The organism is Portibacter marinus (assembly GCF_021533195.1).
Classification (GTDB): Bacteria; Bacteroidota; Bacteroidia; order Chitinophagales; family Saprospiraceae; genus Portibacter; species Portibacter marinus.
Window position 1 is genome coordinate 15,544 of record NZ_JAJNKB010000011.1, and the last position, 25,186, is coordinate 40,729.

Below are 25,186 nucleotides of genomic sequence, written 5' to 3' on the forward strand. Positions count from 1 at the left end.
AAAAATGTCAATACATCAAACTACGCTTTCTATTCAATCTTTTTAAAGGTCTCAACAATTGACTGGAGATTGTCGTCAATACCCTTTAGGGGATGATGGGCATTTTCACTGTTAACATCTTCAATTTTCAAGACCAACGATTCATCGTTTACATCCATAATCCGATAGTTAAAGCTAAAGCTTAAGTCCGTCAATTGGTTTTTAACCATCAATTTTCGATCATCCACACTCCACGTGCCTCCGACATAATTTAAGATGAAAGTCTTGTCATCAGATAGTCTTAAATAAGAACCTGCCATTGTTTCATGATCAATCTCATTACCATTTATATCGATGAGCTGGATCGATTCAGTTCCCCACTCTCCAACAAGATCGCGCTCTTCAATTTTTTCAATCTGATGTTTTTCGCACGCGGAGAAGGACAAGAGGATTGTAAGTATCAATAGATTTTTCATGTGCTATTTTTTTTATAAACGAATAAAGACGCTTTATGTCTATATTTTCTCATCTTATTTCACCTAAGCAATGGTGTTAAAGCCAATTATCTATCATTTCGCTTTCTATATTTTCCAATAAATTCAGAAACCTCGGTCAAACTTGACGTGCGTAAAGCTACTTTTGAATCCTCATCTAATATTAAATAAGTAGTATAATTCACTATTCCCAATTGACTAATAGGATTATTGTGAAACTTAGCGTTTACTCTGTAATTTTCCCACTTAATATTGGTCTTCACGAGATATTCTGACCAGTCTTCATGACTGTGATCTCTAGATTAATGCCGCCCTTTTATATAATACGGATAATCAAATGTTCTTCAGTATCGTAGTGTACATACAAGAACTACTGCATTGGTTACAAATTCACTTTAGAACTCACTGGTTTGATTTAGATTCTAGAACTAATTTGATTATCACTCATAATCCGTAATTCGTAATTATTGCATTATTCGCCATTCATCCATTCTCGCAATGTCCACATTAATCACCTTATCCTACTCATTTATCTTTTCATCAATCTCCCTGAAGTTTACTATATTAATCGAATATTTAACGATTCTTCAATTTTTACCCAGCCCATATGTACACTAAAAAAGTTTACAAGACCTCAGACATGATCAGGTGGACTCGATTTGAGACCTTCCTTTTTATCGGAGTAATCACAGTAGTGGTTGCCCTTTATTATTTCTTTGAACTCAATTGGCTCAAGATCCCATGGACACCTCTTGCCCTCATTGGCACTGCAGTAGCTTTCGTCATTGGTTTTCAAAATAATGCCGCCTATGGAAGAATTTGGGAGGCCCGCAAAATATGGGGAGGCATCGTGAATACTTCCCGAACCTTCGGTATGTATGTGCAGGATATGGTGACCAATGAACATGCAAAAATACCATTGGCCAAGGAAGAAATTCACCAAGAAATCAAGACCCTTGTTTACCGTCACATCGCCTGGATGACCGCACTAAGGCACGCTATGAGAAGTTCCAAACCCTGGGAGCATGTGATGCAGGAAAAAAGCAATCAGGAATGGAGTAAAATGATCCACCCACCAGAATGGGAATCCACGGTGGCCGAGGATATCAAACCTTACCTGAGTCAGGATGACATTGATTATGTACTTAGCAAAAACAACAAACAAACGGCCCTACTTTATCTCCAGTCTCACCATCTAAGGAGACTTAAAGAAGCCGGATCAGTCTGGGAGTTTTCGTTCTTACAGTTGGAGGGCGTCTTAGAAGAATTGTTTACCCTCCAGGGCAAATCTGAACGGATCAAGAACTTTCCATATCCACGTCATTTTGCCACTTTGAACCATTACTTTATGTGGATTTTTGTACTGTTTTTACCATTGGCACTGGTTCCACAATTTGCAGAAATAGGTGCCGATATGATGGACAAACAGCCGATCATAGGTGATCTTTTTGTATGGCTAAGCATTCCATTTTACGTGGCTGTGGCCTGGGTTTTTCATACTATGGAACGGATCGGAAGAACCGGTGAAAACCCATTCGAGGGTTCGGCCAATGATGTACCGATTTCCACTATAGCACGAGGAATTGAAATTGATCTGAGACAAAACCTGGGAGAAGTGGATGAAGAGATTCCAGCTCAATTTCCAATGATTTATGACACTCAAATGTAATGTGGGAAGGTTTGGCTAATCCCCTATCCTAACAGGCTGCACCCATGCAGATTCAAAGCGAATGTTTTCTACAGGATTCGGATGAAGCTTTGAAGAGGTAATTTTACAACGGACGAATAGATGTTCCGACTCTAATTCAAATTGAGCACTTGTACCATTGACCTTCAAAAACTCCTCTGATGTCGAATTCCCTTTCCTGCATCCTATAAAACTGATTTCGTAATCTATGCCTTCGACTGCCTTCACTTTTACGGATAATTGATGGTCTTGGAAAAGGGTCTCCTCCAATTCTACTCCTGTACTGGCATAAAAATTTCCTGCTTCCATCGCAGCAATCAGTGAACGGGGTTTTAAGGAATCTGCATTGACATAAATCCAGCCCCGACCGGCATTGCTCCAACTTTCTCCCTTTCGATGATAATGATGGGCATCATCTGTGGCCAATCCATACATCAAAGGTTGATCATTATTGACATAAGCGATATTGATCAGGTCCCACATTTCCTCGGTGGAGACGTGGGTCGAATCTCCCGTATTATGGACTTGTGGATGACCATTGTACACTTCAAAAAAACGTTCCCCTTCCAGCTGAATCATGTCTGATACGGTCAATGCATAACCAAAATTGGGATGATTAACATGAGGAATCATAGGGACCTGTAACGCTTCTCGTTGGCGTAGGACTGCGTCAATGTTGTTCTGCAATACCTCGCTGACACTGCCACCTCCCTGAGGTTCGATTGTTTCCTGAATATTGGTAGCGTTGAGGTGTATGGGTTTTCGATCATATTGATCCGTAATCTCCTCTGAAGCAATGATCAGGAATTGCTCTTCTTCCTCAAACTTACTTCGGTACTCTTCCAGGGTTTTCAATTTCACACGGGTCACGCCTGTATCTATGCTATAAGTCACCCAATTTTCACCATAAGAATTCAAATAATCCTGAAAAGCCTCCTGATACATAGAATCCTTCCTGATGGTGACCCATCGATCGCCTTCGGCCAATGTATTGTGATCTGACAAAGCCACAAAGTGATAATCATGACGCTTATACCAGTCCATGATGACTTCCGGAAATTCATCACCATCGCTCCAATACGAATGGGTATGGAGGTTGCCTTTATACCATTTGTTCATCTCCGGGGTTGAATTGTCATTACAGGAAATGCACAGTACAAAAAGTCCTATCCATATGAATACGAAATGTAAAGCGTGGAGTTTGAGAAATGCTTTATAAAGCCTTATCATAGGTCATTGAAATATCAAAAGTTAGGTAGTACCAAACAAATATAATATAAAGTCTAACGAGAATCACCTAAAAGCGTGACAACATTTCCAATCCCGGTTCACCAAGGAAGTGTTTTATAGCTCTCATGCACAGATCTCTACCATTATCCCCATTGGTCAACACCACCAGACCTCTTTTTGACTCCGGTAACATCACAACCAGAGAATTTACACCTTGATCACTGCCTGAGTTAAATAATGCATAATCGCCATTGGATAGATCCTCGAAAACGATCCAACCCAGTCCAAAACTTATTCCGCTTCTGACCTCAACTTGTGGTTCAATCATTTTATTGAAGAGAGACTGGTCGAGATAAGTACTTTGAAGCAATGCCAAGGTAAGTTCGGTAAAATCTTCCAAGGTGGTTAAAAGATTATCTGCCGCATTCACCTCATCGGACTTGACATAATCATACGCATTTCCTGCTCCATCATGGGCCCCCGCAAAGTTTAGTTCCTCCATTTTCGGACTCCATACCAAGGAACTATTTTTCATACCCAAAGGCTCGAAAACCAAATTTTGAACCTGATTTTCAAATGAGTCGTTATATTTGTTTTCCAGAGCTTTCCGGACATATTCAAATCCTTCTCCAGAATACTGAAACTGCGTTCCGGGTTCAAATTCAAATGCTAACTTTTTATCATCGTACATGTACCTCCAATTTTTAAAACCACTCTGGTGACTCAGTGTATTGATAAAAGTTAATTTCTGATGTCTCATATCACCTTGCACATCCGGATCAATCCACTGGTGATAAAGAGGTTCATTAAGATCCAGATTTTCCTTTTCTATGAGTTTGATCACAGCAAGGGTTGTGATCGATTTAGTAAGTGAAGCAACGTCGAATACTGTAGAAGAGGATATGTCGTTGCCATTGACATCAATTCCTTCTACGATTGTGTTTACGACAAGGCCATCCTCAATAACAGAAATGGCAATTCCCGGGACATTGGCCTCTGAGATCCACGCTATCACTTCTTGCTGAGCAGTACGCTCAGTCTCTATTGTATTTTGAGCCAACGAGTTGTTTACAATTGATACTAGTAAAAGGAAGAATAAGCTAGATTTCGTCATTACTTCAGGTTTCTTAAAATTTAATGATTTTAGTAAATTTTATTTAAAGACACTTGCGATTTCCTATCGTTGCATTTGTCTTGCTTAGGTCGTAAACATTTTTTGCATCTTAGGCATAAGAGTGCTCATCTAAGTCAATGGGATCACTGGTAGTTAGAAGATCTTGTGCAGGCTGGTATGGTCATGTATTGATCGAGGTATGTTGTGAAAATCTGTCGAAAATGATTTAAAGAATGTATTCTTGTATTCCTTAAGTTCATTGATCGACAATTAACACTTCTACCGCATCGTCAAAGGGTCGCTCTCTCCGGCCTACGCCCTCATTATAATGGTTCCAGAAAATGTATTACACATGCATTTTATACCTTGCATATAGAAAAATGTCCTCCATACTTAAAAGTCCTTCTGCGTGAACGGGTCGCTTGTACAGATCACTACTAAACAGCAATTACTAAATTCCTAGGAATTTTATGGACTTTTTGCTAATTTATCTCAGCAATCATAAAAACTCCTAAAGCTATGGTAAGGTTTCTGACTTTTATTTTGGTAATAACTTTGTCCTTGAATTTGCAATCGCAAATTGTTTTGAAGGAAATCATTACACCTTCTGAAATTGATGAAGGCACCTTTGAAAGCTACGAAATTGATACTGATAACAGTACACAAAGTGGGAACCTCATATGCCATTGGGATTTCGGAGATGGAAGTCCCAAAGCATTGTTGAATTCATTTAAAACGGGTCATATTTATTCAGATGATGGCAGTTATGCGATTGATTTTTCAACCCAGGATGAAGAAGGCCAAATTCTGAGCTTAAGTAAGACCATAAAAGTCAACAACGTCAGGCCGGAAATACGCTATCTAAATGGAAAGAATACTGATTTTGCAAATCAGAAAGCAACATTTGAGGCAGTGGTTTATGATCCGGGAGATGACCAGATTACTTATAAATGGGATTTTGGCGATGGCAACATCAAAGAGGGAACGAGTTACGATGAAGTCTCTCATTTTTATACCCTACCGGGTGTCTATACAGTCAGACTTGAAGTGGATGATGGTGATGGTGGTAAGGATTCTGAATCTATTACTATTTCAGTGGAAAATGATTGGTATGGATCGACCTCCGGAGATCTCGATCTTAATCTTGCGGGAGCCACCAGTATCATGTATCAGACCAGAATCGACACCATCACCCGAGAAGTAACCTCTTGCTTTAAGGCCATCACGCTGTATGACGATAACACCAATACTTTTTTCTGGCTTTTCAATCAGAGTATGTTAAGATTAGCCGATAATTCATTTGAGATTGGGAAAGGGGAAGATAAATTTTATTTGTCTTTAAGAAATTATTTGATGACCTCATTGTATGAAAATCAAAAGACTGGGTTTAGAATCCAGGAAGTGCAAGAGGATTGGACACAATTTACCGGCTCCGCCTTTCGGCAACTCAGTTTGATTCCTGATATGTTAAATGCAGCCCAAACCGGCGAAGATATTTATGGTCATTCTTTTGAGGCTGTTTCAGGTACTGTCAACTTTGAACCGATGGTCGGTGGACGCCTGAAAGGTAGCTTGTCAGCATTAATGTGTGAACGATGCGAATCTGAAGACCCTGAGAATCCACCTCAGTACATTAATGTTGATTTGAGCTTCAACATAAGGGTCAATGATGTTGCAGCCTGGCATATGAGTGTTGGCTGTGAGGAAGAGCTCAATCCATTTTCAATACTGGACTTTTCCCTGGGAAATGATAAGGTTAACGTCAATCCTGATGACCCCTGTCTGGAAGTTACATTTACAGAAAACATTGACCCCAATTCCATTACAGCCAATAACATCAAGCTAGGATACTATGATGGTTCTGAGCAATTTAAGATTGCAGATATTGCCATTGATTATACGGATCCAAGCAAAATCTTGATCATTCCAAAAGATGCTTTGCGGAACGGGGTCAAATACCAATTAATGATTCAGGATGGACCACAAGGTTTGAAGAGTGACCAGGGAGGCCAATTGACCCAGGCAGAAGAATGGACGTTTTCTACCTTAATTGAACCCAATGAGCTCTCTGTCAAAGTGTATCAATCGGTAGCGGATGCTCCTTTGATCACTGATAAAAACACCGTGGTAAGGATTTTATTGAATTGGGAAAAGCCCAGTGATGTGAGTGATCGAAGTTTTGTGAAGGAATTTCCGGCTGTCATTAAAATGAGGGGAAATGGAAGGAGACTAGGGAGGGATGAGGCGGTGACCATTAAACATCAGAGTGAATTCAACAGGGAGGATACGACCATGGCTCGCAATACGCAGAATCTTTACTCCTGGAAACCTCGGCCTTCGGATGGCAATACAATGGATATTGAGATCATACCTAACTATCAGGTGTGCCCAACTGGAGGAGAAGATCTGAAGTATCAGGTCACTTATAATATGAAGCACGCTGGCATGAAGCCCAAATTGAAGATGGAATATTATTATTTGAAAAGTGGGCTTACAGACTTTATCAATGAACTTGAATTGGCAGATATCTATGAATACATCAGGAAGAACAATCGATTGAGCGAGCAAATTTTTCCCATTTATGAGATTCAGTCGATCTACAAAGGTTCTCTCATAGCTGAGGAGATCATGGATATACAGACCGCAGACATAGATAGCATTGTGGATCTGACAGAAGGTGGAGCTGGTGGAGTAATGGCATATCAACTATTAAGTTTGATGGAAGATGGTTTATTTGAATTTGCGTTAGAACGTATTTACAATGAATTAATTCTGACTTCAGATGCAGATATTGTCGTCATGATTTACTCATTTAAGATTGGTGCTCCAGGAGAAACTTTTCGAAGTAATGGTGATGGATTCAGGCCCATGTGGGGAAAAGAATTTATTACCATTAGGTTTGATGAAGTAGAGAAACATTTAAAGAGACCCACCTTGGCACATGAGCTCGGTCATACATTCTATCTGGAACATGTACCTCGCGCAGCTATTGATGAAATCAGGGAAATTGTTGCTAGTCTGCCTTTTGATCATTGGGAAGATGAGATATGGCACGACCATATTGATGGATTTAGAATTATTCCCAATGGAAATCGTGGCTACGTCAAAAGTTGCGACCATGGAAATGGAGAGTCAGATGAATTAGCTTCCATTATGTTTCCAGATTTGGCAAATGTTTTCTATAAGGAAGCCTGGATAGACAAACCACAATATCTCAAAGCATTAAAACATATTAAGCAATCAGGAAAGGGATTAAGTTTTCATGCCCCTGATTCCGAGTTGGGATATGAATGGGCTTCTATAGCGGGTAGTAAACCAGTCTTAGAAGAAACCATTTCTGTTTATGTTTCAGGTCAATATGATCGCCGAAGTGGTGATGTTGAAATAACTGCTGTGAGACCGCTTGAGCATAAGGTAGGATATGCGCCAATTGAAGGTTTCTTAACTTTAAGCTGCTTGGATGAGGCAGGTAAGGTCATCGCGCGTCAAAGTTTCAGTCCTGTTCCTGATATCCAAACCTGTTCGATTGAGAAATCGCAGGACGTGATCCCCTTTTATACTTCGATTGAAATTCCTAGAAATGCGTCACCTTCGACTTTTAGTATTGTCGAAAAAGACAAGACCTTAGATTCGTATAGTGTTTCTTCATATGGACCTACTTTTCAGATCATCTCTCCATCAGCAAACGACACTTTGGAAGGTTTGACTTCATTTGAATTTGCAGGGTCTGATCCGGACCATGAAGAGCTAAATTTCAAGGTCTATTACAGTCCAAATGGCGTACAAGAATGGCAGTTGATCAAAATCTTAAATGGTGCAAAAACAGATATCAATGTGTCAGGATTGAAACCGGGTGAGAATCCTGTCTTTAAGGTGGAGGTCTCTGACGGATACCACACTTCTTCGAAGCTGATTCCCGTCCATCTCGATTTTCCCTTTATTATGGAATGGTATACTCCGAATCGGAGACTCGGATCAATGGAAGATATTATCATCAAATTTTCCAATCCCATCAAGCCTTCCTCAAAATCAGATCAGTGGTTTAAGATATTCGAGCGAGACCAGAGTGGTAAGATATCAGCCGTACCTTATCGCGTTGAATATTCGGAAGACTTTCTATCGATAAAGATTATTCCGCATGAGGCCTTGACACCGAATTCAGAATATAAGATTTCCTATCGAAAGGGCCCTAGCAAGGAAGAAATTGCTAAAAAGGAAAGAGAGGAAAAAGAGAAAAAAGAGAGAGAAGCTCAGGCAAAGCAGAAGTCCAGTCCATTAAAGAGGTTTCTTGCTAAGCAGGTGGATAAATTGACATCGGATGATGAAAACAAAGAAAATGCAAATGTACTGAAGGACATGTTGGGCCTGCCCACTGATGAAAAACCGAAACCACAAGAAGAGGAGGAGGATGAGGAAGTGCGAAGGAGTCCCCTTGATATTGCAGACTTGATTCTCGGCAAGGAAGAGGAGTCAGAGGAGTTGATCGAAGATATATTTGGCAACAAGCTTATGGAGCATTTCTCGTGGCAGTTTAAGTATATAGATTAACAATCTCCTGAATTTTGAATACAAATTGTAATATGAGTTTGTGGTTTTACCCATTTGATAATGCTTTTTAAAAGCGCCATTTCTCTTTGTTTTTCTTTTTTCCCAAAGTGAAGCATGCTATCTAATAGCACAAAGTCAAATTCCTTATAATTGGAGTACTCGTAGATGTCGCTGACCATTCCCTTTAATGGCAAGTTTTCGGTTTCCGCAATTTCATTGAGTTGTTCAATCCCGACTCTTGAAAGGTCAATCCCAGTAACTTCGAATCCTAATCTAGCCAATGCTATTGCATCCCTACCTTGACCACATCCTAAGTCTAAAAGCTTTCCTCTATTCTTGATCGCAGAATAAAATGCAATCAATTCAGGATAAGGATCGCCAAACAAATTTTTTGTTTGATAATATTTATCGTATTCGACGCTCACCATATCATCATTGTTTTCATTGACCCTCATCGTAAACAATTTCCATATCCTAAATCTTCTATACGCTGTCCCACAAGCCATAAGGCTTCTCAGCATTGAAGCTTCAATCCAGCTCTCATTAATGATTTACTTGTTTAACAATATAACCCAGAAGATCATAACATTCCGAAAATCATGATCCATTTTATCTTATGGATATATAGTTGCACCGTTTTTACTCTGCTTTTCCGACTATGTGCTCGCCAAGTGATAGATTCTTTTCGATGAGCTCGAAGAAGAGATTCTTACCATTATCCCCATTTGTAAAAATGACAAGACCCTCTTTTGTTCTGGGCAGTAACATGATTAAGGTATTAACACCTTTGTCTCCACCGGTATGAAGGAGCGCATATTGATCTTCTTTAAGGTTTGGTAAGATCTCCCACCCCAATCCCATGACGATGGCATTTTCCATACCATTCTGCCGAGAAGTCATTTCATGGAATAATTCAGTGGATAAATTGGCTCCATTTATGACAAATTCGGCAAATCGACCATAATCTTCAATGGTCGTTAACAAATCGTCAGCTGCATTGGCAGTGGTATGTTTGTACGTTTCATATACGTTTATTCCTTGGGCATCATGCCATTTGGCAAACCTATTTTCATTGATAGAATCATTCCAATAGAAATGAGTATCCTCCATTTTCAGTGGTTCAAATAGTAAAGAGTCGGCAAGTGACTCTAGTGATGTATTGAATCTGGCTTCTAGCGCTCTTCTCAAATATTCAAATCCTTCCCCCGAATAACGAAAGGAAGTACCAGGAGGAAAATCAAATTCCAGACGACCTGATTGGTTTTCTGAACGCCAGTTTTTAAAACCTGTCTGATGTGAAAGCACATGCCTTGTAGTGATTTTTTTACTGTTGATATCACTCAAAACATCGGGATCAGTCCAATTAATATGCAATGGCTCATCTAAGTCCCAATCTCCACTTTCGACCAATTGCAATGTCAACATAGTAACAATTGGCTTGGTCAATGATGCCACATTAAAAATCGTGTTAAAAGGTGCTGTTTCACCCTGCTCTAAATGCCCATAAACGACAATCTGTTGGAGCTTACCATCGTTTATCTTTGCAATACCGACAGCCGGAATATTGTTTCGCTTCAGTAAGGTATCGATCGGTAAAGACACTGTCGAGACGTCATTGTGTTTTTGCCCCTGTCCTACCGCTGATAGGGTTACGAGGGTCAAAAATAGAAAGTAAACAAACTTTTTCATCCTTTTATTTTCTCGCAAGCAAAGGTAAAATAATCTTAAAAATTCGGTGATAGACGCCAACTTTTATATGACATGGTGTTCTTTTCTTCTAAACACAAATGCTAGAACAAGGGAACAAATTGTTCCCAAAGCAAATGTGCCAATCATATTCTCCATAATATAATTGCTTAGATTAAATTTATTTTGGGCTTCATTTATGTTCATAAGATTATTCTGAACGGCAAGATCTATGATATTAGGAAAAAAATCAGGTGAAATTAATTGATGTGTAATCGCTTGTACTATCGGACTCAATAAAGTAATTATACATGTGATGATCATACCAAATTTAATACCTTTTGCTAATGGAAAACCATTGAATCCTACAGACCTTCTTTTATCCCAAAAGGCAAAGAGATAAACAGCGATAAACAATCCATCATAAAGGATAGAAAATTTAGAATGCTCAGTTATATTTTCGCCATGCCACCCCATCATCTTCTCAAATACCTTCCATAGGATGGTGACAGAAAAGAAGATAGCGCTCCATTGTAACTCCGTTTTGTAATTCAAAATTTCAACTTTTTGTAAAGTACGTATGCCATCAGCAAAACTTGTTGACCTCACTGAGAAATTAAGTTCCTGATAGCTCGCAGCATTAAAACGTCATTAGCCTAAAACGTAGATATCAACTATAGTTCTAGGTGACATTGCAAAAATTTAATCTTATTCACGTCGTCTTTAATGTTTGGTACTACCTAACATTTTACAAATTTTCCTATTACGTTGATGCGGCTGGATCAACAACATTCTTGATCTAATTGGACCGGAGGGCATGCCACACTACCGTAGCTGCAATATACGCAGCAATCACCGGCTTTGGGCTTAAGTACAGTTTGGCAATTCGTACATTCGTAGAAGAATTGGCAAGCGTCTGTAGGCATGGTCTCTACATTTCGATGTCCGCATTCAGGACATTTAAGGACAGAGCGAAGTACAAAGTTTTGATTTGTTGACATGCTTCTATTTTTGTAAAATTGAAGTGCTGCAAATAACAATAGTCCAATTCCTGCTGTCATGAAAAGGCCGCTATACTTTTCCAATCCATTACTGATCCCAATTAATGTACTCCCTGCTCCCAGACCAAGTAATACAGCTGGAAGCCAACAGCAACTCGTTGCAATGATGAAAGCGATTGCGCCTCCGAGGATTGATTTCTTGTAATTCAAACTTGAATCTTAAATGGACCACAATATACTGAAAATAGGATCATATTTCTACGACTAAACTATTGTACCTCCTTTTCCGGGCCTTGCAATTGCCTTTTCAATCATCTGGCAAATAGAATTTGCCAGTCCTAAAAATCTGCTCATCGCCCCAAACCAAAAAGTCCAAAATCAGCATCCTACTTATTAAACAATTGTAAAATGAAATCAACATTTCTCATCTTCTTCACTATGATTTTAGCATTGTCATCAACTGCACAAAGCACACTGTTTGAAATTAAACGCACATCAAATACTTTACAAAAAAAGGAAGATCCCTACTGCATGGTCGTCCTGGCCGATACTTCATCAGTATTCAACATCGAAACTTTTACTGAAAAAGTGACCATAAACAGAGATACTATAACATGCGCTGAGTTGGAAAGAATTTACGAACTCAGAAATTTATTTGACAAGGTAACCGCTAGAATTGATTATGTGGAAGTGGTGGATACCAACGTAGTGTTTGATCCCAAAAGTTATGAAGAGCAAATTAAGATTACACATCCTCGTTTGTCCTTTGAAGACTATTGGGAAAAGCGAAAGCGTTGGATAAATGCTAAATGATTTATAGGAAGCGGAAATACTTATTCAAATATACCATCCATTTAAAATCATCATTGACATAAAAAAAGGGCACAACCATTATTGCTGCGCCCAATTTTATTTTTAGTAGTAAACTACTATTCTTGTTCTATCTATTGAATGATCAACTTATTGATGGAAGAATTCTGACCATCGCTGATGGTTACTGAATAGAAACCAGCACTTAGATCATGATCTAGTGTCAACTTACTTCTGAAACTGTCAAACCGGCGATTAAGCACTCTTTGACCGTTTGCATTCATTATGCTAATTTCTAATCCATCACCTGACTGAAATTCAGAAGGATCTAAAGTAATTTCAATAGGCTGATGGGTACTCGCTGGATTGGGTGCAAACTTAATGCTTCTATCCACCAATTCGTTCTTCACAGAAGAAGATCCTACTACCAACATATCGATTTCCTCTTGAGAAAGCACTCGATTGTAAAATCTTAAGTCATCCATCAAACCATCAAAAGTCTGATTCTCGTTGGTAAAGGTCAGGTGATGGCCCACTACAAACTCACCACAAGAATTTTCCACTTGCGTATCTCCCGTGAAAGTATCTCTTCTTGTTTCCTGGCCATTCACAAAGAAAGCCCACTCCCTAATTTCAGGATCAACCGTTAAGCATAAATGTATCCATGTATCTGCTTCATCCAACTTATAATTCGTCCTTAAAGGTCTTCCAGTCAAAAATGAAATGATACTATCTGGATCACTCTCGTTATTAGGATTTTGTCTGTACAACACAACCCTACCTCTGTTATTGTCCTCTGGACCACAACCATTTTTTTGAGCTAGATAATTCTGGCGATCAGTCTCTAAAGGTGCCGCTCGATGATTTACATAAAGCGCAAAAGTACCCGCCGTTCCACCATCTGCTGCCGGTCCAACTTGAAGCTTTCCCTCCGGCGTAACAAAATACGCATCTTGATTAAAGTATCTCACTGCACCGCCTTTGATACCTTCTTCGAATGTCAGGTTTCCATTGTTTTCCGCTGTGATACCTGAAATGGTATCTGTCAAATTACCATCTAATGGATAGTGCATGACCAATCCCTCTTCCAGGTCTTGAGCATACAAACCGGTAAAAATTAAAAGCGCTAAAAAAGGTAAAATTTTTCTCATAAATTAAGTTTTTAATTCCACTTCATCTTAAGTTTTGAGTGAAATTTGAATCATTACATTTCATAATGACTCGGTTAAACATTACACATTCAATCTATACGAAGATAGGAGATTAATTGGTAAATAAAAAACTTTCGTCCAACATAACAGCTTAGTAAACACGCGTGTTTACAGTATGATAACAGCCATTTAATATTTATTTAAATTTGCATCGCACCACAGATCGTAAGCTTGCTGCAACTCCTGAACCTTATCCGGCATAGCTTCTGAAAGATCATTTCGCTCTCCAGGATCTACACTCAAGTTGAACAGTTTTAAACTTAAATCATCTCTGATAGGCTCAACGTACTGCGCCGAAGGCTCGCTTTTCCAATGGTTTTCGTTCGTATTCGTCAATTTCCAATCTCCTTTTCTTACGGCCCATGTCTTTTGCCATTTCCATACCAAAAGTCGATCTGAGTCTGGTTCAGATAAAAGCCTTCCATCTATTGTAGGATCATCAAGTTTTACGCCTGCTACCTTGGCAATAGACGGCAAAAGATCCAAGGTTGAAACCACTCTTTCTTCCACCAAACCACCTTTTTTCTGACCGGGCCATTTCACAGCCATTGGCACCCTGATGCCTCCTTCCCAAAGTGCATATTTTCCTCCTGTCAATGGCGCGTTATCCGCTCCTGTAAGTGGTGATCCTCCATTATCTGATACGAAAATGATCATGGTATTTTCATATTGATCACCATTTTCCATCGCATCCAGCAAGCGACCGATGTTATCATCCAAACAATGCAAATTAGCCAGGTAGTATTTGCGCATAGCTTCCTGATTAATAGCGCCCAATCGTGAATACTTATCATAGTACGCCGAATAGGAACCTGCAGCATGATGAAGAAACTTAAGACTGTCAGATGGATCATAATTGTCAATGGGTTCCACTTCATAAAGGTCTAAATACTTTTGAGGTACTTCATGAATAAGATGGTGTACGGAATTGTATGCCAATGTCAGAAAGTAAGGCTGATCCTTTTCGCTTCGTTTCCCAATATAGTCAATGGCTTCATTGGTGAGGATGTCTGTCAGGTATCCTTCTTCATAGCTTTTTTCTCCTTCATTGTGAAGCAACGGACCCAACACTGCGCTTGTACCATATGGGTCCGGAGTGCGTTCCCTCATTGAGGTGCTGTGAAGCCAAAAGTCATGTGCATGAGCATTAAAACCTAAAAACTCCTCATAGCCGTGACGCAATGGATATTCGCGCTTGTCATATTTGGCGTGAAAATTACGCCCCAAATCACTTTTACCTATTCGTGCAGTGGCATATCCATTCTCCTGCAAATATTCTGCGATCGTTTTCACGCTATCCGGTAGTCCCGGGCCCCAACTTGCTGGACCATCCCATCGAAATTGATTTTTTCCGGTGAGAAATCCAACTCTGCTAGGACTGCAAACAGGAGCGGTCACATATGCCTGCGTGTAAATGGTTCCTGACTTGGCCAACCTGGCCATGTGGACAGTCTGCGCTTCGCCATTGTAATGATCAAATGGTGAATAATCAGCATAACCCTGATCGTCAATTACAATAAGTAATACATTGGGCGGAGAAGTGAATTCCGGGCCTTGGCTCTTTATACTGGTGCAGGCCGTCAGGAGGACTAGTGATAAGAAAGAAAATAATTTCATTAATCAATATTTATTGTGATGCGACCTGCATGACCCGGTCTGGATAATTCGTAATAAATCCATCAATTCCAAGTTCCATCAGTCGTTGAATGTCCGAATAGGAATTCACTGTCCAGGCGTAAATCTTAAAGCCGGATTCATGTAGATTTGCAACCGATTCTTCATCGAGACTTCCATGATACGCGTTAATGGAATAGGCATTAAGCTTATTACCTACTTCAATAGCTTTATCCAAATCTCCATGAGGCAAAATTCCAATTTCAATGGTATTACTTAAGTTTCGCATGATGGCTAATTCATCATGTCTGAAACTGGAAATATGAAAATCTCCTAACTTCCATCCATGGTCACTGATAAACTTTTGAATGAGATGATAGGTTGGTTCTGCAGTGCCGGGGCCCTTTAACTCTACGTTGATTCGCAACTGCTTATCAACCACCTTTAAAGCCTCAGATAGGAGTGGTATTCTTGAACCATTAAGCAAAGTTAGCTGGTTAAGTTGTTCCAAGGTATATTCTGAGATATCTCCTTTAGTGCCAGTCAATCGTTTTAAGTCGCTATCGTGAAAGCAAACCACATTTCCATCCTTAAGAGTAAATACATCCAACTCGATCATATCAGAATTCATTTCAACTGCTTTCCCGAATGCATCGAGTGAGTTTTCTAAAGCGTAGCCGCTGGCACCTCGGTGCGCAATGATTAGCGGTAGGGTTCTCAAATTCAATTCTGCTACTAGCGCAAAATGATCTGAAGCATACCGACTTTCTATAGCGTCTGTCAAAGTCGCAAATTTAAGGACATCGATCTGTGGACTTACGAAAATGTAATCGATTCTTCGTTGGGCTGGCACCTCGTGATTAAAGCCAGTAAAAGTACCACTCGGTCCAAGCTTAATCGGTGATTTTTCATGAGCATCATTCATCATCTTAGAAAGATTCCGGATGGGTTGTGTCTCCGGTGTCAGATTGAAATCTCCCATCATGACAACGGGAAATTGCTCCTTATTTAAGGAATCCATCATCGAAAGAATAAGATCGACACTATTGATTCTAGCCTCACTTCCTTTATGGTCAAAATGGGTATTGAATGCCAAGAACTCTTCGTCAGAATCCCGATCCACAAACTGGCCCCAGGTAACGATACGAGGCAAGGCTGCATCCCATCCAATAGAAACGGTATCGGGTGTTGTCGAAAGCCAAAAGGTTCCTGATTCCTTTAAATCCAACTTTTTACGATCATAATAAATGGCACTATATTCTCCTTTATGCCCCCCTTCTCTACCCTCTCCGATTCTGGAGTAGGCTAATAATTGCTCATCTAGCCAATCTATTTGGTGAGGCAAGCCTTCTTGAGTTCCCAATACATGTGGCGCATGAAATCTTATCTGACTGGCAAGAAATTCCTTGCGATGGGTCCACGCATTCTCTCCGTCACTCTGTACATCTAAACGAATGTTATACGTCATCACCTTGATCTTTGATGATAGGTGATTTGAGTGATTTTGCTGTGCGAATAATGTGGAACCAAACATCGTTAGCAAAATCAAACAAAAATATGATTTATAGAAACTTCTTTTCATTTAGCTTAGGCTTTTAATAACCATCATTTTGAGGATAACCGGGGCCAAGCAAATCTAATTCTGCGGGTGGTATAACCCAATTGACATGATGTGGTTCAATCCTGTCTCTAGCGAAATTTACCAGATTGTCATTGGCTGCATGGTCACGAATATATTCGACCAAAACGCCCATCCTTTTGAGTGTATACCATCTTTGACCTTCAAAAAAAAGCTCTCTAGCCCGCTCCTCTAACAGGTTTTCCTGATTAATTTCCGTATAAGGCGCGGCACCTGCACGTGCTCTGATGGCATTAATGCGCTCAAGGGCCATCTCGGTCTGGCCCATTCTCATATGTGCTTCTGCTGAAATCAGGTAGGTTTCTGCCAGTCTGTAGACCATAATATTTTTAAAAGTTCCGGCTTCATTCGGCTCTGCATCTCTTTGCTGAAACTTCAATACGCCCGGATTCATGGTTTTGTAATATTGATTGTAGATATTAGGGTTGTCGCTATCACGTGTATATACCATCACTGTATCTCCGATTTCTACACCTTCTGGAAGTGTAGCGGGATCGTTGTAAATGTAGGCGGAAATCATGTAGGTATTGTCATCTCTGGTATCTCCGGGATCTTCCGCTAAGAGATCCACTAAGTAGTTGTTAGGGATCAATAATGCAGCACCCCTACCTCCATTTTCAGAACTTCGAACAATACCCGGAATCTCAAAGTAGTTGGCCATAACACTAAAGTGTATTTGGTTACGCGTTCCCCCTCCTATTACGCCGTCTTCTATCTGTATGGCAAAAAGTGTTTCGCTATGATTCAAATCTTCAGCAAAAACATCTCTAGTATTGGGTACAAGTGAATAGTTTTCATTGTTAATTACCGTTTCAGATTGAATAATAGCTTCTTGCCAGTCCTCTTGCCACATAGCAGTTTTCGATCTGACGTGTCTTGCCGCAGCTTGAGTCCAACGTCCAAAATCTTCTGTAGTCCAATCCAGATTTTCAATGGCAAAATCCAGGTCTGAATTGATCAGATTAAAAATTTCTTCAGGGGAGCTTTTATCCTGTGGCAACTCAAACACATTTTCGGGTGTTGTGGACTCAGTTGTGATAAATATATTATTAAAAAGTCTATACAGTATGAAGTATGAATTGGCCCTCATTGCCCTTGCTTCGGCAAGAATTTGATTTTTTCTATCCTCTTCACCGGCGGGAAATTCAACATTTTCGGCTGCATTGATGATGGCATTGCTTCGGTCGATTACCCTGTAGTAATTTCTCCAATAGTGGCTGTATCCACCTAAGCCACCGGTTGTTAGATCTCGTCCCCAGCCTAATCTGGCGTACAAGGCCACCTCACCTGCCCGTCCTGCGGTCAAATCAGATTTAGCCTGAATAATGAGGGCTCGATGATCGTTGTTTCCTGCACCACGCTCGATGTAAGATCGATTGAGATTGTACAATCCAACCACTGCATTTTCTAATCCTTCAGGTGTGCTGTATAAAAAGTCAGCTGAAGTTTCTGATAGCAGTTCATCTTCCAGAAATTTCTCACATGAAGACAATAAAGCTATGAGCAAAATCAGTGGTAGAAATCTTATCAAGTTCTTCATATCAAATCCCTTTTTAAAATCAATTCGGGGTACTTTATGATCAATTTTATTATTTAAGTCTTTCATTTGCTTAGATTCCAATTTTAAGTCCTACTGTATATCCTTTTGCTTCCGGAAACGCTCCTGGATTATTCTCAGGGCTATAGGAGAGATAGTCTGTAAAGGTTAGTAGATTTGTTCCGGTAAAATAAATTTTAGTATTCCTCAATCGGATGCGGTCTAGTAAACTTTTGGGGAGGGTATAGCCAATGGTTAATGTTCTCAAACGAACGTAACTGGCATCCTGTACTGCGAGAGCGAATAAATTGGATGGCGTTCCAGGCCTTGGTCTTGGAGCAGTATTGCTGGGACTTTCAGGAGTGAAGTAGTCTCTCCTTATACCATTTCTGGATCCTTGCAAAGTACCGCCAAGGGCAAAATCAGCCAGATAAGGGTTAAGCCGAGTGGCACCTTCTACTATATAGACGTCTGCAAAAAGCTCAAAATTTCTCCAGTTGACGGAAGTGTTGATCGAGCCATACCAATCCGGATTCTCACGGAATATTCGTCGATCATCATCTGTTATTTGTCCATCGTCATTAAGGTCTTTGACTCTGATATCACCTACAATTGCATCTGGCTGCGCAGAATTTGCAATTTCCTCCTCGCTTTGGAAAATACCATCAAATACCCTTTGACGTATATTATCAATGGGTTGGCCAATAAACAGACCTTGGGAAAGAAAATCTATTGGCTCTCCATTTTCATCAACGCTACCATCAAGACTCAAAATTTTATTTCGATTCGCAGACCATACTGCTCCTATGTTCCATCTCAGATTCGGGCTCCTCAAAACATCGTAGTTGGTCGTCATTTCGACTCCGCGATTCTCTACCTCCCCGATGTTAAATCGAGTCACTTCAAATCCTGTAGTACCAGCCAGGACTCGATCCAACAAGAAATCTGTAGTGCTGGAATGGTAAGCTTCTATACTTCCTAACCATCTATTATTCCACAAACCAAAATCCACTCCAATGTTCAATGTTGTGGTAGTTTCCCATTTCAGATTTGGATTAGGTAATCTGCTCAGCGGTGCAAACCCTGCATGGGTTATCCCTCCAAAAGTATATGGAAGATAATCTGCGAGCCCTAATGACTCTGATGGATTGATCCCTTCATTCCCAGTTGAGCCATAGCTGACTCTCAATTTTAATTGCGTCAATGCTCTGGAATCCCTGATAAATGGTTCTTCATGAATTTTCCAGGCCACTGCTGCTGCAGGAAAATATCCCCACTTGTTGTTTTCAGCGAACACACTTGAACCATCAGCTCTCATGGTTAGTGTCAGTAAATACCTGTTCATCAGATTATATCTCGCACGACCGAGAAATGAGACCAGTCGACGACGGGACACATCTCTGGTATTGCCTCTGATGAAACTTGCATTTCCATTGAAACCTAAAGCATCATTTGGAAATCCAGACTTAACAATTGCTGTTTCTTCATTATCTCTTTGGTTGGTAGCTTGAACGAAGGTGAAATCCAATACATTGGAAGCATTAATTACAGGAGAGTAGTTGACAATATTTTCAATCAAATACTCTCTGTAAAATTCATTTCGCAGGGTTGCCAAGCCCTGAATGTCAGCATCTGCCTCTGAGTGCTGAGTACTTCGATAAATGCCTTGATCTGTCCCTCTGTTTCTCAGAAAAGTATTCAGCTTATAACTCAATCCATTGATGATGTCATAATTGGCAACAAAGTTCAGATCTGTTAAGGTGGTTTCTATCTTATTGTCTGATTCCTGAATGTTCCAAAGCGGACTCACTGTTGTAGATCCTTCTCCCAGAGGGAATTTGACAATGTTGCCGTTTTCGTCAAATGGTCGTGCCAATGGTGATATGGTAATATAGTTGATTGAACCGGACTCAATATCCTGGAAGTTCTTCTGGAAATTTACGTTGGCCTGCAGGTTTAATTTTTCATTGATTTTCTGATCTACATTGAGGCGAATGGTTCCTCTGTTAAATCCAGAGGTCGGAATGATTCCGTCCTGACCAAAATAATTGAAACTGGTGTAGAATTTGGTTCTTTCACCACCACCGGAAAGGGTAAGCGCGTGGCTTTGCAGGACTGCATTCTGAATTAAAAGTTCTTCCCAATCCACAAAACTTCCTTCTTCTAATGATTGCAACTCTTGAGGTTCGAAAATGATCTCATCATTTAGATACTCATCTCCGTTTTCTGTTCTCACTGCTTCGCGTCGTACTTGTGCAAACTCCGGACCTGAAAAAAGATCGAAATTCTTGGTCAATACCTGTGTGGTTGAATATCCGTGGTAATCTACCTGCACTTTGCCCTCTTTCCCTCTTCTGGTGGTAATCAGGATTACTCCATTCGCGGCTCTTGCACCGTAAATTGCCTGGCTGGAAGCATCTTTCAATACTTCTATGGATTTGATGTCTTCAGGGGCAACATCGTTGATATTATCATATGGCACACCATCCACAATGATGAGAGGGTCATTTCCCACTAAAGAAACTTTACCTCTGATCACAATATTGGAATTACCTCCTGGCCTTGCATCGGCAAGATTGACCTGGACACCTGCTGCCCTACCTCTCAACATCTCGCTGACATTCGTTGACGGAATAGCAGTGGCCTCTTCGACATCGACGCTGCTGACTGCCCCGACGACATCACTTTTCCTAACCGTTCCGTAGCCCACGACCACTACTTCATCTAGTTGGGCCGCATTTTCCTCCATAATGATGTTGATTTCACTTTGTCCCTGGACTTGAACCTCCTGGGTGGTATATCCGATGTAAGATACGACCAGAATAGCCTCCTCGCTGGAAACCTCAAGATTGAAGGTGCCATCTATATCCGTTGTAGTACCGATAGAGGTGCCCTTTTCCTGGACTGTGGCTCCTATAAGGGGTTCACCCTCACTGTCTGTGATTTGACCTGATACTTCAAAAACAGATTGATTTAAGATGGCGACTTTTTCAAAAGTCATGTTTTCCGCGCTTAGGTTAATTCCTAAAGTTCCGGCGATCAACATTAAATAGTACATCAAATGTATAGTCATGGATAAATTTTTAATCTGGAATTTCTTGGAGTTATGCTCAGGTGTGTGAAGCTTGAAAATATTTACTTTGCTTCGATATACACCGAGAGTAGGATCAAATTCCAGCTTTTTTTGTTTACACAATTCGCCCAAAGATAAGATAATTTCAGGTAGTCGAATAAGTGGAGATATTAAATTAAGGATAAAATTAACTTAGTAGGTAAGAGCCTTAAGAGTTGCAAGAGCTAGCCTGAGATCTTTTCCAGCAGCTGGCAAATGGAATTTGCCAAGCCCATGGCAGTACTTAGTAGCCTCGAAAATTATAACTTCTTTCTGCCAAGAACTCACAAATTATTTAAACGATCAATCGCCTCTTCGATGTTGATGCCTGCACCCAAAACCCTACTGAATAAATCTCCCTTTCGCTCCACCCTCGAAATCGCTGATTTTATATCAAATCGCGAAGGATCCAGTTTTTCATTGATTTCACTCCATTCTAAAGGCATCGAAACCGTCGCGCCGGGAACCGCCCTGACACTATATGCTGCACAAATCGTTTGCCCTCTCTTATTTTGCATATAGTCCAAATAAATTTTCCCCTCTCTTTGCCTGACATTTCTTTCCACAGTAGCTAAATCAGGCAGCATGTCAATGATGTGCAAACATAACAAATGGATAAAATCCCTGGCCACTTCGCTGGTATAGGATCCAGACAATGGCAGATAGATATGCAAACCCAATTTCCCAGAGGTCTTGCAAACTGACGGTAATTTTAATTGCTCGAGTAACGCTTTAACTGCATGGGCCACTTCAATCACATCTCGAAATGCAGCTTCTTCAGGAGGATCAATGTCAATTACAGCATAGGCGGGATTTTCAGTATCGAATATGCTGGTATGCCATGGATGCAACTCGATACTCCCTAAATTAGCCAGATAAATCAATGATGCCGTGTTATTACAAAGTGGATAATTTACCGTTCGGCTGGAGGAATTACTGAAAAATGGAAATGTATCCAACCAGTCAGGGCTGTCAGTCATGTCTTTCTGGAAAAAAGCATCTCCATAAATTCCGTTGGGAAAACGGTGCAAACTTAGAGGACGGTCCTTCAAATAAGGAAGGATATACTCCGCCATTTGTATATAATAGTCGATTAAATCAAACTTCATTAAACCTTTCTCGGGCCAATATATCTTTTCAGGATTGGTGATTTTTACATTTCGCCCATTTACATACAAATGTGAATCATCACTTAGCGGTTTCTCCTTTTGATCACTATGATCAATATCATATCCTGGCCTTTCTACATTTTGACCATCTTCATTTACCCATCTCAAAAAAACGGGATGACGAAGACGACCGGAGCTGGTTCGCTCTGTAAACTTAACTTCACATTTCAATCGAGGCATTATCCAGATGACTTTTCTGTTATCGCCTTGCAATTCTAAATCAAATAGCGGTCGATCCCTTATAATGGGTGCAAACTCCTTACTTAATCTCTTTTTCTGGTCTCTGTTCAATCCACTTCCTACTAACCCTGCAAATTGATAAGCACCATCGATTTCTTCACACAAGATCAGTGAAGAAAAAATATCCGCCTTTTCGATTTTTGTGAATCCTCCAACGATAAATAAATCAGTATTCTCTACCTTATATTTCAGCCAGGCTTCTGATCTGATGCCTTGAATGTATGTAGAGTCTTTGCGTTTTGCGATAATGCCTTCACCGCCTTCCCCCTTAATTTTATGAAACAAATCAATAGGATTGGTATCTTGATATTCGACCAATTGCAAGGAATCGCCAGGGTTAACCAGATCATTTAAAAGGCTCTTACGTAATTCCAGTGGCAAAGATTCCGTATTGTAGCCATTGACCTCTAGTACATCAAAAACGTAATACTTCAATTGACCTAAAGATGATCCCGCTTGATAATTCTGGAGTGCCTGAAAACTAGTATGGCCTGCATTGGTGACGAGAACCACTTCTCCGTCTAAAGTCGCATTTTGTCCCAGGTTTATCAATTCAGGAATGATAGGGCTAAATTTTTCATTCAGGCTATTCCCATTTCTTGAAAACATCCTTACCTGTCCATTTTTAACGATGCTAAGCACTCTGTATCCGTCGTATTTTTCTTCATAAATATAGTGATCATCGGCTTTGAGCGTTTTGTGAGCGTTTGATGCCAACATGGGAAGCGGAATTTTTGAAATGGGAGGAGCACCTCGAATTACTTCAGCATCGTAAGGTAAATCCGTGCTGAAGTCATCTTGCTTCTTAATCAACAACCAGTGCTTTTCGTTACTTTGGGTTCCCGGTTTAACAAGCGTGAAGTTGCCTTTCAGCTTACTGCCTGAAAACGTGAGTTTTAATTCATCGAATTCTACAGGCACTTTATCAAAGTTTAGTACATCAAAAGTTCCTGTATCCCAAATTGTCATTAATCCTGCGCCGTAGTTGCCTTTTGGAATAGTGCCTTCAAAAAACAGGTAATCTACAGGATGATCTTCTGTTTGTACGGCCAATCTTTTGTCCCGGGGATTCATAGATGGCCCTTTGGGAATAGCCCAACTCTTCAGCACGCCGTTAATTTCCAATCTTAGATCGTAGTGAAGTCTCGAAGCCTGGTGTCTTTGAACCACGAAACGACGTTGATCCGATCCGTTAAGACGCGCGCCTGGTTCTGGTGTCTTATCAAAATTTCTTTTCTTTCTGTACTCTTCCAGTGGCATATCAAGAGGCTTTCTTAGCACTCTTCTTACGCTCAATACTCTCTTTAAGTTTGGCCATCAATTTATCGGCAGTCGTTACTTCTTCTTTGAATTGAACTTTCTTCAACTTTTTACCACCTTGTTTTTGTTGGATGATCTTCATCAATTGCTCGTTGTAAATGTCTTTAAATTGGGTCAAATCAAATGGTTCCGTATACTGCTCTATCAGTGATATGGCCATATCAACTTCCTTTTTATTCACTTTTTCGACGTCGATTTCTAATTCAGCAGGGTCTCTGATTTCATCTTGAAATCGAATCATATTAGCCACGAGAATTTCTTCATATGGACCTATGAGGCATAGATGTTCCTTGTTGCGCATAACAAAGGATGCCACTCCTAATTTCTTTGTCTTTTGGAGGGCCTTCAGCAAAAGTTGGTAGGATTTACCACCCTCTTTTTGAGGTTCTAAAAAATATGGTTTTTTGTAAAGTACTTCTGCTACTTCGGATTCGTCTACAAACATTTCAATAGAAATGGTCTTGCTTTTCTTGATATTGGCCTGCTCGAAATCTTCATCTTCCAGGACGACATATCCTTTTTCAGTCTTAAAGCCTTTGACGATGTTCTTCCATTCGACTTCTTTTCCGGTCTTTTCGTTGACTCGTTTATACCTGATGCGTTCATGATCAGCTGAATCCAGCATATCCAATGGTACTCTGCTGCTTTCAGAGCCCGAATACATTTTTACAGGTATGGTCACCAATCCAAAACCAATAGAGCCATTCCATATCGATCGCATATCTTTTTTTTATAAAGATAGATGCATCCCTTCATTTTCATAGTGAAAATCGATATTGATGCGATAGCGCTGTG

General features: G+C 40.2%; 17 protein-coding genes and 1 pseudogene. 3 read left to right on the top strand and 15 right to left on the bottom strand.

All coding sequences use genetic code 11. The features are described 5' to 3' along the window. Positions 1-29: 29 nt before the first annotated feature. Positions 30-455 carry a hypothetical protein gene (locus L2567_RS18720; RefSeq protein ID WP_235299382.1) on the bottom strand — a complete coding sequence of 142 codons (426 nt, stop codon included), beginning with the start codon at positions 453-455 and terminating at the stop codon, positions 30-32. A gap of 625 nt (positions 456-1,080) precedes the next feature. Between L2567_RS18720 and L2567_RS18725 the strand changes: the two genes are divergently transcribed. Then, positions 1,081-2,142: a bestrophin family protein gene (locus tag L2567_RS18725; RefSeq protein WP_235299383.1), complete on the top strand. Its 1,062-nt coding sequence runs from the start codon at positions 1,081-1,083 to the stop codon at positions 2,140-2,142. A gap of 15 nt (positions 2,143-2,157) precedes the next feature. On the opposite strand, the gene L2567_RS18730 is transcribed toward L2567_RS18725, so the two are convergent. Beyond that, positions 2,158-3,279: a CehA/McbA family metallohydrolase domain-containing protein gene (locus L2567_RS18730; protein WP_235299384.1), complete on the bottom strand. Its 1,122-nt coding sequence runs from the start codon at positions 3,277-3,279 to the stop codon at positions 2,158-2,160. 178 nt (positions 3,280-3,457) lie between these two features. Next, complete coding sequence (locus tag L2567_RS18735; RefSeq protein ID WP_235299385.1) at positions 3,458-4,504, bottom strand: serine hydrolase domain-containing protein; 1,047 nt, start codon at positions 4,502-4,504, stop codon at positions 3,458-3,460. A gap of 519 nt (positions 4,505-5,023) precedes the next feature. On the opposite strand from L2567_RS18735, the gene L2567_RS18740 reads away from it, so the two are divergent. Beyond that, positions 5,024-9,052 carry a PKD domain-containing protein gene (locus tag L2567_RS18740; protein WP_235299386.1) on the top strand — a complete coding sequence of 1,343 codons (4,029 nt, stop codon included), beginning with the start codon at positions 5,024-5,026 and terminating at the stop codon, positions 9,050-9,052. On the opposite strand, the gene L2567_RS18745 is transcribed toward L2567_RS18740, so the two are convergent. The 5 genes and pseudogenes from L2567_RS18745 to L2567_RS21200 all read right to left on the bottom strand — a co-directional run. Beyond that, complete coding sequence (locus L2567_RS18745) at positions 9,049-9,573, bottom strand: methyltransferase domain-containing protein (RefSeq protein ID WP_235299387.1); 525 nt, start codon at positions 9,571-9,573, stop codon at positions 9,049-9,051. The genes L2567_RS18740 and L2567_RS18745 overlap by 4 nt on opposite strands. A gap of 118 nt (positions 9,574-9,691) precedes the next feature. Further along, positions 9,692-10,741, bottom strand: a complete 1,050-nt coding sequence (locus L2567_RS18750; protein ID WP_235299388.1) for a serine hydrolase domain-containing protein — start codon at positions 10,739-10,741, stop codon at positions 9,692-9,694. 63 nt (positions 10,742-10,804) lie between these two features. Further along, positions 10,805-11,293, bottom strand: a complete 489-nt coding sequence (locus tag L2567_RS18755; RefSeq protein ID WP_235299389.1) for a DUF4199 domain-containing protein — start codon at positions 11,291-11,293, stop codon at positions 10,805-10,807. A gap of 227 nt (positions 11,294-11,520) precedes the next feature. Then, a complete protein-coding gene (locus L2567_RS21195) occupies positions 11,521-11,739 on the bottom strand; it encodes a GDCCVxC domain-containing (seleno)protein (RefSeq protein WP_319942141.1) in 219 nt (72 codons plus the stop codon). A gap of 15 nt (positions 11,740-11,754) precedes the next feature. Then, a pseudogene (locus L2567_RS21200) lies at positions 11,755-11,949 on the bottom strand (mercuric transporter MerT family protein); the annotation flags it as partial. A gap of 198 nt (positions 11,950-12,147) precedes the next feature. Here L2567_RS21200 and L2567_RS18765 point away from each other — a divergent pair. Further along, positions 12,148-12,552, top strand: coding sequence for a hypothetical protein (locus L2567_RS18765; RefSeq protein WP_235299391.1), 405 nt, complete (start codon positions 12,148-12,150; stop codon positions 12,550-12,552). A gap of 131 nt (positions 12,553-12,683) precedes the next feature. On the opposite strand, the gene L2567_RS18770 is transcribed toward L2567_RS18765, so the two are convergent. The 7 genes from L2567_RS18770 to ku all read right to left on the bottom strand — a co-directional run bounded on the left by L2567_RS18770 (position 12,684) and on the right by ku (position 25,112). Then, a complete protein-coding gene (locus tag L2567_RS18770; RefSeq protein ID WP_235299392.1) occupies positions 12,684-13,700 on the bottom strand; it encodes a LamG-like jellyroll fold domain-containing protein in 1,017 nt (338 codons plus the stop codon). Positions 13,701-13,889: 189 nt separating this feature from the next. Beyond that, the gene (locus L2567_RS18775; protein WP_235299393.1) at positions 13,890-15,377 is read right to left on the bottom strand and encodes a sulfatase family protein; all 1,488 of its coding nucleotides are present in this window, start codon (positions 15,375-15,377) and stop codon (positions 13,890-13,892) included. 10 nt (positions 15,378-15,387) lie between these two features. Beyond that, complete coding sequence (locus L2567_RS18780; protein WP_235299394.1) at positions 15,388-16,842, bottom strand: glycerophosphodiester phosphodiesterase family protein; 1,455 nt, start codon at positions 16,840-16,842, stop codon at positions 15,388-15,390. 127 nt (positions 16,843-16,969) lie between these two features. Beyond that, a complete protein-coding gene (locus L2567_RS18785; RefSeq protein ID WP_235299395.1) occupies positions 16,970-18,553 on the bottom strand; it encodes a RagB/SusD family nutrient uptake outer membrane protein in 1,584 nt (527 codons plus the stop codon). Between the two features lie 70 nt (positions 18,554-18,623). Beyond that, entirely contained in the window at positions 18,624-21,623 is a 3,000-nt protein-coding gene (locus L2567_RS18790; RefSeq protein ID WP_235299396.1) for a SusC/RagA family TonB-linked outer membrane protein, read from the bottom strand. A gap of 323 nt (positions 21,624-21,946) precedes the next feature. Then, on the bottom strand, positions 21,947-24,367 hold the full coding sequence (gene ligD / locus L2567_RS18795) for a DNA ligase D (RefSeq protein ID WP_235299397.1): 2,421 nt from the start codon (positions 24,365-24,367) through the stop codon (positions 21,947-21,949). After that, positions 24,333-25,112, bottom strand: a complete 780-nt coding sequence (gene ku / locus L2567_RS18800; RefSeq protein WP_235299398.1) for a non-homologous end joining protein Ku — start codon at positions 25,110-25,112, stop codon at positions 24,333-24,335. Before ku ends, ligD begins: the two co-directional genes overlap by 35 nt. Positions 25,113-25,186: the final 74 nt, after the last annotated feature.

Coding starts and splice junctions, on each gene's coding strand:
- L2567_RS18720 (WP_235299382.1), bottom strand. CDS start 455: ATGAAAAATCTATTGATACTTACAATCCTCTTGTCCTTCTCCGCGTGC.
- L2567_RS18725 (WP_235299383.1), top strand. CDS start 1,081: ATGTACACTAAAAAAGTTTACAAGACCTCAGACATGATCAGGTGGACT.
- L2567_RS18730 (WP_235299384.1), bottom strand. CDS start 3,279: ATGAACAAATGGTATAAAGGCAACCTCCATACCCATTCGTATTGGAGC.
- L2567_RS18735 (WP_235299385.1), bottom strand. CDS start 4,504: ATGACGAAATCTAGCTTATTCTTCCTTTTACTAGTATCAATTGTAAAC.
- L2567_RS18740 (WP_235299386.1), top strand. CDS start 5,024: ATGGTAAGGTTTCTGACTTTTATTTTGGTAATAACTTTGTCCTTGAAT.
- L2567_RS18745 (WP_235299387.1), bottom strand. CDS start 9,573: ATGCTGAGAAGCCTTATGGCTTGTGGGACAGCGTATAGAAGATTTAGG.
- L2567_RS18750 (WP_235299388.1), bottom strand. CDS start 10,741: ATGAAAAAGTTTGTTTACTTTCTATTTTTGACCCTCGTAACCCTATCA.
- L2567_RS21195 (WP_319942141.1), bottom strand. CDS start 11,739: ATGTCAACAAATCAAAACTTTGTACTTCGCTCTGTCCTTAAATGTCCT.
- L2567_RS18765 (WP_235299391.1), top strand. CDS start 12,148: ATGAAATCAACATTTCTCATCTTCTTCACTATGATTTTAGCATTGTCA.
- L2567_RS18770 (WP_235299392.1), bottom strand. CDS start 13,700: ATGAGAAAAATTTTACCTTTTTTAGCGCTTTTAATTTTTACCGGTTTG.
- L2567_RS18775 (WP_235299393.1), bottom strand. CDS start 15,377: ATGAAATTATTTTCTTTCTTATCACTAGTCCTCCTGACGGCCTGCACC.
- L2567_RS18780 (WP_235299394.1), bottom strand. CDS start 16,842: ATGACGTATAACATTCGTTTAGATGTACAGAGTGACGGAGAGAATGCG.
- L2567_RS18785 (WP_235299395.1), bottom strand. CDS start 18,553: ATGAAGAACTTGATAAGATTTCTACCACTGATTTTGCTCATAGCTTTA.
- L2567_RS18790 (WP_235299396.1), bottom strand. CDS start 21,623: ATGACTATACATTTGATGTACTATTTAATGTTGATCGCCGGAACTTTA.
- ku (WP_235299398.1), bottom strand. CDS start 25,112: ATGCGATCGATATGGAATGGCTCTATTGGTTTTGGATTGGTGACCATA.